Consider the following 10,226-nt stretch of genomic DNA (forward strand, 5'->3'; position numbering starts at 1 on the left):
TCGGCTAGGCAACAAACAATATATAGGATGGCTATCAAGTCAGTGGTAAGATGGGATTTCGCTCTGCGAAAGAGAAGACGAGCGAGGGCCAACAGTCCTCGACCGTCCCGTCAATTCAAGAGCTAACGGGTGGTTCCGACCGCAGTCGTGGTGGGGGGAGACAGTCATCTACGCCCCAAGACGGTGAGTCTCGGTTCGGCCTCGAAGCGTATCGCCCCGGAATGGACGTCCAGATTCAACGCCTCGTCGAGAGCCACGGCGCGAGCCAAGTTCGGCAGTGGGCCGACGAAGGCATGACCGTCGAGACGATGGGCAAACCGCGGGACATGCGAGAATTCCGCGAGCGCCAAGAGGAGCACCCAGCCGAGGTGCCGAAAGATATCGAGCGCCGGAATGCGAAGTCGGTCCAGCGCAGTCGTGGCGCGCATCACGAAGCGTCGAAGGCTGGCGATTCGCAGGTTCCTGACTCGGTTCGGGACGTGATTTCTGCTCCCGGCCAGCAACTCGATACGAGCATCCAGCGCGCGATGGAAGAGCGCATGGGTGACAATCTGGGTGATGTTCGAATTCACACCGGCCCGAGTGCTGCGAAAGCGTGTGAGGACATCAACGCCCGGGCGTTCACCGTGGGCAATCACATCGCCTTCAACCACGGCGAGTACGACCCAGATTCGCCAGAGGGACAGCACGTACTGGCCCACGAGTTGGCGCACGTTCGCCAGCAGACCGGTGCTGCTGTGAGCATGCTACCCCAGAAGGGTGAACTAGAGATTGACCCGGACCCGCGCTTAGAGCGTGAGGCCGAGGAGACTGCCGAGCGCGTGATGCGTGGTGGAAAGCTGGGTATTCATCGGATGCAGCAGTCCGACGTGCACGTCCAGCGGATGCCTGACGCAGTCACCGCAAGCAACGCCAAGAACATTCAGGAGATAAACGCCGAGCTCACGGAATTGAAGCAAACAGTCCAGAGCCACGACGAGACAATCAAAGAGATCGAGTCGATGCGGCAGGCGGTAGATGACGCCTATGATGACGTCGATCCCAACGATGTTCAACTGGACATCCCCGGCTCGCAAGACCAAAAACTGTCGACTCTGGACAAGTTCAAGGCGAAGCTCGGGAACATGGGTAACAAGATGAATCCCTTCTCAGAGAGTGGTCAGAAGACGCTCTCGAAAGGGACTGTCGGTGGAGGCTTAGCCCTCGGTGCGTTCGCAATGGGAGGTGGCCCTCTTGGGGTGGCTGCAGCAACCTTGAGTCCAATTCTCGGGGATACGGTGGCTGCTGGAATCGGAGACTCCAAGCAAGCTGTCCCGGACGAAATCGTCGAGAAAGTTGGGAAGTCGCTCGCTGCAAGTGAGAACTTCGCCAGACGAATTGCTGGTGATCCAAAACTCGCCAGCCAACTGGCCAGCAATGAAACGCTGCTCAACAACCTCAAGACGGGTCTCCAATCTGGTGAAGAGCAGACCAGTGGTACTCGGTTCGACGCTGATGGAGGAGAGATATGAAAGCTAAAATTATTGATGAGGACGATCAGGGAGTAGGAGTACGCGTCAGAGACAATAAGGGGTCACAACACACAGTTGCAGTTGGGTTTGATGGGAAAATCCAAGGACACTCACAGGACGGCTACCCCGACGACCCAGACAACCGCACCGACGCGGAGAAAATCTACATCCAACAGGCGGCGAACTACGCGCGGTACCACGTGTACCGGAAACTGGGATACGACACGTTCGACCCCCTGAACCACCGGAACCCAGATCGACTGGCGCTCGCAGCCGTAGTCGTCGGAGCGCTTCCGACAGACACATTCGAGGAGCATTTCGGTGATCTCTATCAACAGCTCAAAAGCGAGTATACCGAGCAAGACCCAGTCGTCGACGTTCACGAAGCGTTGCAGGACGACGACGCCTTCATGCTCTACGCCAAGGAGCTGTATCTGGGCCTCGACGAGGGAGTGTTAGACGACCTCGTCGATGCCACGTCCGAGGACTCTCTCGATGCGTACCTCGACGACGTAGCAAGACTGTCCGCTGGTTCAGAGTCAGGTGCAGCGGGTATCCTCGAGGACCTCGAACGTATCGCTTCCGACCACGGTGTGAGTGCAGCCACCGACCCCTCGGATTGGGTCGAAGCAGTGTCTGGAGTCCACGTTCAGTGGCGAGTCGGTACCGACCAACACCGAGAAGAGAACGACCCATGCCAACTGGACCGTGACCCAGATGCGACTCTCGAAATCATCCCCTACAACCCAGACTCGCTGGAGGATTTCCAGTCGTATCTGGTCCACCATCTCCACTGTCAAGTCCGCGACCAACTGGTCGAGATGGGTGTTACGCCACCGGCACCGTTCCGAGTCCAAGGTCCCGGCGCGGATATCTCGACGATGATCCAGCAACACTACGACGGTCTGCAACCGTACCACGACCCAGATGCGGACATCGACTGGTCCGCACTCGAACCACAGGCACAGAGCACCCAGTGACTCAACAGTCGTCCTGAAGTGAGTCGAAGTCAGTGACTGTTTTTCAGGATGGTGAACTAGAGATTGACCCGGACCCGCGCTTAGAGCGTGAGGCCGAGGAAACCGCCCAGCGCGTGATGCGCGGTGGAAAGCTGGGCATCCACCGGATGCAGCAGTCCGACGTGCACGTCCAGCGGATGGCCACGAGTAGTGACGGAAACTGGCTCGGGTACGATGTCGGCCCGTTCAACTTCGGTGGCTCGAAAGACGACGGAGACAAGATATCGTCTGACCCGGACGTGCTAGCCAAGGAAGTCGAGCAAATCAACGAGCGACTGACCACTGTCGAGGAGACTGTCAACAATAGCGAATCGACAGCGTCGGCCGTAGGAAAGGCAGCGGTCCAAGGGACAGTCGGTACCGTTGGTGGTCTTCTCGGGGCTGTCGCAGGGTCAGCGTTCATGCCCGGTATCGGTACACTCGGTGGCGCTGTCGTTGGCCAAGAGATGGCTAAAGGTGTTGCTGGCGACGTAACCAAGTCGCTCACCGGCAAAGCCTACGACAAAGGCTCTGAGGTCGTCTCAGAGAAAATGGGCGTGGCCAAAGAGTACATCGAGAACCTTATCGACGAGAAACTGGACGCTGTGTTTGGCGAGTCCGGAACCAGTGCAGGCGACGACCCAACAGGGGTGAGATAATATGAATGCAGAAATCATCGGAGAAAATGAAGATGGTATTGGAGTTGATGTCATAGATACCAATGGGACTAAACACAAAATATCAATTGAAAAAGGTAGCTGGGAGATAGTCTATCACGAGCAAGACGGCTACCCAGACAAGCCAGCCAAACGCACACGAGAAGGCAACGAGCACGTCGAGCAGGCCCGAGCGTTTGCTCGGTACTACGTGTATGCAGCCCGCGGGTACGAGACGGTCTCGCCACCGAACAACCCAGTGCGAATCAACGCCGTCAGACTCGCCATTCAGGCGCTCTCTGATGCGGAGTTCGAATCGCTGTTCGGCGACCTGTCCCAGCAGATGCGCAGCTATCACGACGGGACGCCCCGTGCTATCGACATCCCCGCTGGTGCACCCGGCCCGAACAGCGTGCTGTACCGCCAAGATGTTTATCTCGGTGTCGACCCCACCGAGACCGAACTGGAAGACGCAGCCGCAAAGCTCGCAGCCTCGCATGGTATCGACCTCGACGAGGACGGTATCAACGACCAGGCCGTGAGTTCGCTTCCGACGGAAGCACTCGCCGACTGGAAATCCTTCGGAAGCGACCTTGCCGACCTCGCTTCCGAGGAGGAAGCAGACCTCACGACCGGTGTGTACGTCGATGCGGTCTCGTCGCTGTACACCTCCTACGTCGACGACGGCGAATACGTCGTGACCGAGCCCGACAACTCGCCATTCGAGCGCGACCCAGACACACAAATCGAGCTTCCGCCGGTCGACCCGGGACCACTCGACGAGTTCCGCGAGTTCCTCGACCACCATCTGAAGTGCCAAGTGCGAGATTGCTTCGTTCGGATGGGTGCCGAACCACCGGAACCGTTCCGCGTGCTGGGAACCGGTCGGTTCAAATCGACGGCCGCCTACAAACTCATGGACATCTATCCAGAGTACCACGACCCTGAAGAGCAAAGCCTCCTCGGAAAGGTACGAGATCTGGTGTAGTAGGTTCAGAGCCACTGGGAGACTGGCTCTTCGCTCAGCCCCACGATTATCGGATGCGACGTACAGGGTGACGACTAACGAACACCTTGCAGAGAGCCACTCGAATTGTCTCTTCACCTTCAGCGCCGCGACTTATGAAGGCGAACAAGAGTACGCCAGTAATGATGGATACGCTCAATATTCCAATTAATCTCTACTATCAATTACCGTACAGTGACCTGTTGTCGCTTCCGTTGCTGTCGTTCTTTTTTCCGAGAGTCCAATCGCATGTGTTAATTCATGTCTCTGAAGGCACTGCTTAGTTAAGCCAGTGTGAGGAACGAGCAGGTTGTTGAGTTAATTGGTTAGAATACTCGCAGACCTGCTCAGTGAGTGCTCTGCGACAGACTATGAAGAACACGTTTCCAACACGACGGGCAAACGCCCGGCGAAGGAAGCAGGTGTTTTCACCTGAGTAGAACTGTTATTTCAACGTGAATCGGAGAGTGTATCGGATGGTGCTGGTCGCCGCGGTGTTGGCCGCGGGTGTCCTCCGACTCGAGTGGGGGCCACACCTCCTGCTGTTCGTGTACTGGGTCGAAGCGGGAGTCGCAGCCGGTCGAGGCGCCCTCCAATCCCTGTTTGCCGAGCTACCTCCGTCAGAGGCGTACAGGCCGCGTGGGACACGAATGCCGTTCCCGCTCGAATCGCTCGCGGACGTCCGCGGAGGAGTCCGGCTGGGAAGCTGGCTCCCCCCAGTGTACCCGCGGAACGTGCCGTACGTGCTGCTGGCGTTGATTCCAATCGCGGCCTTCTGGCCGCTCGCTGGGCTGCTACTGACCGGTGCCGTCGAGCCGTTCGTCGGTGAATTCGCGCCACCGGAGACACTCGCGCTGGCCGTTCTCGCCGTCGTGGTCAACCAGACGGCCCGGTTCGTGGGCTGGCTGCGGTCGGGGGCGTACGAGTCGACGGCCGCCACCGGCGGCAGTACCCGGAAGTATCTGGTGCTCGTGTTCGTCCTCGCGGTCGTCGCCCCGCTCGCAATCGACGGGGCGGAGGCTGCGGGCGTCGGCCACGTTGGCCTTGGGCTCGCAGCCGTCGGCGCGAGGGTCGGCTACGACCTCGTCGAGCTCCGCTACCCGGAGTGGGCCGAATCGACCGTGTTCAGCGGTGAGACCGTCGGGGACGACCGTCCGGTTGAGACCCCCGATGGCGAACCCGTCGCGTCGTTCAGGAGCGACCGTCGCGGCACGCTCGCGGCTGCAGTGATCAGCGGAGTCCTCGCCTCTGTGCTAGGGCTGATGCTTTTCCCCGTTCTGTTCGGCGGGCTGGTCGGGCTGGTCGTCGGTGGGGAGATGCTCGGCGCGCCGTACGGCCACGCCGTCGGCGCCGCAGTCGGCGTCGGGGCGGTCATAGGCTGCCGGGTGCTCGTCGAACTCGTGGTCGGGTGGGTGGTCAGCGCACACGTCGTCTATCACGTCTACCCAGACGCGGTCGTCGCCCGCAACGAGTTGACGGGTGCGGCGCAGTGGTCAGTTCGCCGCGACGAGATAGAGGAGATGATTGCGTCCTCGGACCTCTTCGCCGCGGTGCTGCCCAAGTGGTACGACACGCTCAAGCTCAGCACCGCCGGGGGCGAGACCCACAGGATGGGGTACTTCGGAGACGTCGATTCGGCTGCAAGACTGCTCGATGGCGAAGACGCAGGCTGAAAACGTAGTAGGTTGGTCTGTGATCAAGAAATAACAGCGGCACTGACGCTTAGTTCCCACCGAGCACGCGCTTGAACAGCGTGAACGTGAGGAGAGTGAAGAACAGCCCGTTCAACATCCCCTGACTGGCAGCGAGGACGCGCGCCGCCGGACCGAGTGGGTTGATGTCACCGTAGCCAACCGTACTGAAGCTAATGTAGCTGTAGTAGACGTTATCGAAGAGGACCTCGAGCGCCGTTTTGTCCACTGCGCCCGGGTCGAAGACGCTCCCGGCTTGGGTCAAGAACGGCCCACCAGCAGCGTAGGCCAATCCGAACGCCGCAGGCAGGAGGAAGGTGAACGCAGCAATTCGGGGGAGGCGGTTGCCATAGCCGCACGTCACCTGCATCAAGAGGTTGAGACCCACGCTTGCGACCTTCTTGCCGCGCGCCCACGAATTCAGTGAGTACTCGTTGATGATGATATCGAAGTTCTTCTGGCGATTGTAGTAGTAGCGTTTGAACTCGAATTCTCGACTTGCCGGTGTATCGCCCACGGCGTTGGCGCTATCCTGTGCTTTCCGGTAGGTCTCCTCGACTATCTCGGGAGACATCTCGACGGCGAATTGGCCCGTGGCAGTGTTTCCGACGAAGTCGTGGATGGTCCAGTCGTTCCGTTCGAGATAGCCGTGGTGGTCACTGAAGTCGAAGCAATCGAAATCGGTGAGGCAAAACCGGAAGTGGTCGAGCAGTTCGTGCTCGTTTCCGTCGCCTTCGAGTTGGATATCACCAACTGTCGCTCGCGTGAGGTCGTACGGTGTGGCTTCGCCAGCGACCTGCGAAATCGTGCCACCGCAAAGCGTCGCGTCGGTGAAGTCGAGGTACGTGTCTCGGTCGCCACCGTGAACGCGGAAGCGTGCTGTCTCGCTGAAGACCGACCGGCGGAAGTCAGCCTGGTCGTGGAACGTCGTCTCCCAGAACGACGCAGTCGTGAAGTTGGCCGCTTCGAACTCGGCGACATCCTGAAAGACTGCCTCGTTAAAGGAGGCGTTAGCACCGAGATGTTGCATCTCACCCTCGAACAGGGTGCCGCGGAACTCGGCCGGCCCGTGGAACGTTGCAGTTTGGAAACTCGCATCTTCGTCGAACCGCGCCTCGCCAAACCGTGCACGTGCCTCGAATTCGACGTCGTCAAACGAGGCGTCGCCACCGAATTGCGTCCCATCGGCGACGACGTCTCCACAGAACCGACTCTCGTCGAAGCTGGCACCGTCTTGGAACGTCGCAAACGAGAGGTCGAGTTCGTCGCTGACCACCAAGCGGTGGCAGTCAGTCCGCGCGGTGAAGGTCGCCCGGTCGAAGTTGACCGAGCCTTTGAACACCGCATCCTTGAAATCCGAAAAGCGGAAGCGAGCCAGCTTGTAGTCGGCTTCGCCTTCGAAAACGGCCCCTTCGAAGGTCACGTCGTCGTGGGTGGTTCGACTCCCACCGTTGAACTCGACGCCGCGGAATTCGGCGAGTTGCATAAACCGGACGTCGGTGAAGCTCACGTCGTCGTCGAACCGCGCTTCGTCGAAGTCGGCCATCTCCTGGAACGTGACGCCGTCGAACCGAGCGTCGCCACCGAAGATGACGTGCTCGAAGTCGGAGCCTGCAGTAAACTGCGCTCCTTCGAACGTCACGTAGTCGAAGGTGGCCTGACGGAAACTCGCGTCGTCGCGGAAGGTGGCGTTCTCGAACGTGATGTGGTCGTCGAGGACGTGGCTGGTCCCGCTCGTTTCGACGTTTCGAAAGTACGCGGCCCCGTGGAAGGTCGTCTCCGCGAAGTTCGTGTCGGCCTGGAACGTCGCCTCATCGCATCGCACGTCGCCACGGAAGACAGCGCCGTCGAACCGGGCTTCCTGCTCGAAGGTCGCTTCGTTGGTTTTGACTTCGTCGCGAACCGTCAACCGCTCGGCATCAACTGTGCCAGTGAGAACGGCTTCTTCGAGTTTCAACTTTCCGACAGTTGCCTCACGGAGAATCAGCCCTTGTTCGAGCTTCCCATGCGTCAGGTCCAGGCCATCGATATCGGCGTGTTGGAAGTTCAGGACGTGGTTCGTCTTGCCATTGATATCCTGGTACGTGAGTGAGAGGTGCGGGAGGTCAGCACCGATGTACTCGTTCACACGAGTGTCGGGAGACTGAAGATTCGCCCGGAGTTCGGCGACGATGTCGTCGGCGGTCACGTCGAGCGAAGCGCGTTCGTCGCGAGTCATGTGGAACACACAGAACTCGCTTTCCGGGTGGGCTTCGTGGGGACACTCCCACGTCGTTTGCAAGTGTGCATCCGTCTGTATCGACGGGTCGAACGTGTATCGACACGCGGACGAGGACATCAGGGCGGGTTTTGACTCATTTCTCGACATGGATAAAGCGCCTCCGTGTTGCATCTCGGCCGCCCGCATTCCAGCGTAGGCGTGAGATTCGTTCTGTCTTCATTTTCAGGGTCCGTGATATAATTCTTCGGACAGCAGTGCGTCGGTAAAGTGCTTTTCGGGGTGACCCTACAACCCCACTGACCTAGAAAATCGGTGAGAATATTATAACGAAATTGGCATCTAATCACGTGAACAACTCCCCGCTTCGGTGGGTTACACGGATTTGTGTTGGTCTAACCGCTGGTATTGGCGTGGTGATTACTGCACGTCCGCTGTATACCGTTGTTGTTCTTTTTTGGGTCGACCGCAGCGTCTCGCTCGTTCGTCGATTCGGGTTGCTATTGTTTGCATCTCCTCGGCCGTCAGTGACACCGACTGGGAAGTCCAGAGCCCCGAGAAGTGGACATTCGACGTTTTCACCGTACGAGATGGGGCTCTTCAGGTTCTTCACACCAAAGGTCGGTTCGATAACGCTAGCTGAACGAATCCCACCGATAGTGGTGTACAACCTCCGCCCGTTTGTGAATACACTCCTTCTCGGACTCGTTTTTGTGCCACTCCCGGTGTTGGCCACTACGTGGGCTGAGCCAACGTCGTCAGTGATGGCTGCGTTCTGGACACCGACAACGCGACTCGTCGTTGCAGGTGGGGTCCTCGCGGCGTGCGTGAAGCATGTGGACTTGACCCGACTGCAGCGGACGCCAACGTACCCCACTGCGGACAATGTCTTTCCGGGATGGCGACTTGGCCTCTGGGCAGTCTACTGGGTGCCGTTGTGGGGGTTAGCAGTGATTTACACTTCCGGGCCGAGTGTGGACTCGCTCTTGGCAGTCGTCGCAGTTGGGCTCGTCGTCGTCCACACAATTCGCGATACTCGGCAGTTCGATGCCGCAGAACAACCCAGTACACAGACGAGCCAAACACCGGAGCAACAGACCCAACGACACGAGAACTCGTTGCCATCGGTGCCTCCCGAGACTGTGGTTCGTCCCACGCGACGTGCAGTCCACATCGGCGGTGCAATCGATAGCCTCGTTCCAATTGGACACGCTGCGGGAAGCATACGCCGAATCACTGGACAGAGTGCAATTCTCGTGGTTTTGGTCGTTGGGGTCCCTGTTCTCAGTCACGAATTGTTGTCGGTTGCGTCGGTGTGGGTGTTCCTCGGCCTGACCACCAGTTCTGTGGCAATCTACTTGGGAGGAATTGCACTCGTTGGTGCCCTGCATTACGACATTTCGTTTGGGACGACCGAATACCGATTGTACGAAGAGACCCTCGTCGCATACGACCGCCGACTTGACGCCGTGCAGTGGTCTGTCCCGTACGCATCCATTGCGTCTGTGTCGGTCCGAGATGGCTGGTTCGATTCACCATTCGGAACCGGCGTTGGAACAGTCAAAATCACACGAACCAGTGGTTCCGACCAGCAGGAACCATACCGCTTCTACCGGGAGTCAATCGTGTTCGTTGACGACCCCGACCACGTTGCCGATCTGATTACTGCAGCACGAGACGGTACTCGTCAGACAGTTCAGGAGTCGTCGTAACGGCGTCTGGACTGTCGGTATGACATCTCCCAACCATTCCGGTTGCGGCATATGTCAATTTCCACACTACAGGGACGCAATTTCATCATCATATCTGGCTTCGACTCTCACCCCTAACTACCCCCGGTCGCCACGAGAACTGATTTAATATGTATCCAAGTAATTTCTTTGTCATATTGGTTCCTGAGTAGTATGTCATACTCATTGTATTTGAGTAAAAGGTCTCCGATAGAAACGCGATATCTACCGCGTGGCGTCTGCTTAGGAGAGGACCCGTCAAGTCATATCATATACTATATCAGCTTATATTTTGGTTTTTAAGGCACCGTCTAGTTAAGGGATGAACAGGTCGAAGAGCTAGTTTCCTATGCTACTCTCAGACCTGCTCAAGGAGAGTTTGGACACAGCTACGCTTGAATGTTGGCAGCGGGAGC

General features: G+C 58.3%; 7 protein-coding genes. 6 read left to right on the forward strand and 1 reads right to left on the reverse strand.

Going from position 1 to position 10,226, the window contains the following annotated elements; genetic code table 11:
• Positions 1-50 precede the first annotated feature (50 nt).
• From C453_RS20590 to C453_RS00690, 5 genes are all read left to right on the forward strand, one after another.
• Positions 51-1,511 (forward strand): eCIS core domain-containing protein, encoded by a 1,461-nt coding sequence (locus C453_RS20590; protein ID WP_241430638.1) that lies wholly within the window; start codon positions 51-53, stop codon positions 1,509-1,511.
• Positions 1,508-2,491, forward strand: a complete 984-nt coding sequence (locus tag C453_RS00675; RefSeq protein WP_008322041.1) for a hypothetical protein — start codon at positions 1,508-1,510, stop codon at positions 2,489-2,491. The genes C453_RS20590 and C453_RS00675 overlap by 4 nt, the downstream gene beginning before the upstream one ends.
• A gap of 32 nt (positions 2,492-2,523) precedes the next feature.
• Positions 2,524-3,168: a hypothetical protein gene (locus C453_RS00680; protein WP_241430639.1), complete on the forward strand. Its 645-nt coding sequence runs from the start codon at positions 2,524-2,526 to the stop codon at positions 3,166-3,168.
• 1 nt (position 3,169) lies between these two features.
• Positions 3,170-4,153, forward strand: coding sequence for a hypothetical protein (locus C453_RS00685; protein ID WP_008322043.1), 984 nt, complete (start codon positions 3,170-3,172; stop codon positions 4,151-4,153).
• Positions 4,154-4,626: 473 nt separating this feature from the next.
• Entirely contained in the window at positions 4,627-5,844 is a 1,218-nt protein-coding gene (locus C453_RS00690; RefSeq protein ID WP_241430640.1) for a DUF6498-containing protein, read from the forward strand.
• A 49-nt stretch (positions 5,845-5,893) separates the two neighbouring features.
• Here C453_RS00690 and C453_RS00695 read toward each other — a convergent pair whose 3' ends face one another.
• Positions 5,894-8,200 carry a pentapeptide repeat-containing protein gene (locus C453_RS00695; protein WP_008322045.1) on the reverse strand — a complete coding sequence of 769 codons (2,307 nt, stop codon included), beginning with the start codon at positions 8,198-8,200 and terminating at the stop codon, positions 5,894-5,896.
• A 644-nt stretch (positions 8,201-8,844) separates the two neighbouring features.
• Between C453_RS00695 and C453_RS00700 the strand changes: the two genes are divergently transcribed.
• Complete coding sequence (locus tag C453_RS00700) at positions 8,845-9,792, forward strand: YdbT family protein (protein WP_008322046.1); 948 nt, start codon at positions 8,845-8,847, stop codon at positions 9,790-9,792.
• The last annotated feature ends 434 nt before the right edge of the window (positions 9,793-10,226 follow it).

The organism is Haloferax elongans ATCC BAA-1513, assembly GCF_000336755.1.
Taxonomy (GTDB): Archaea; Halobacteriota; Halobacteria; order Halobacteriales; family Haloferacaceae; genus Haloferax; species Haloferax elongans.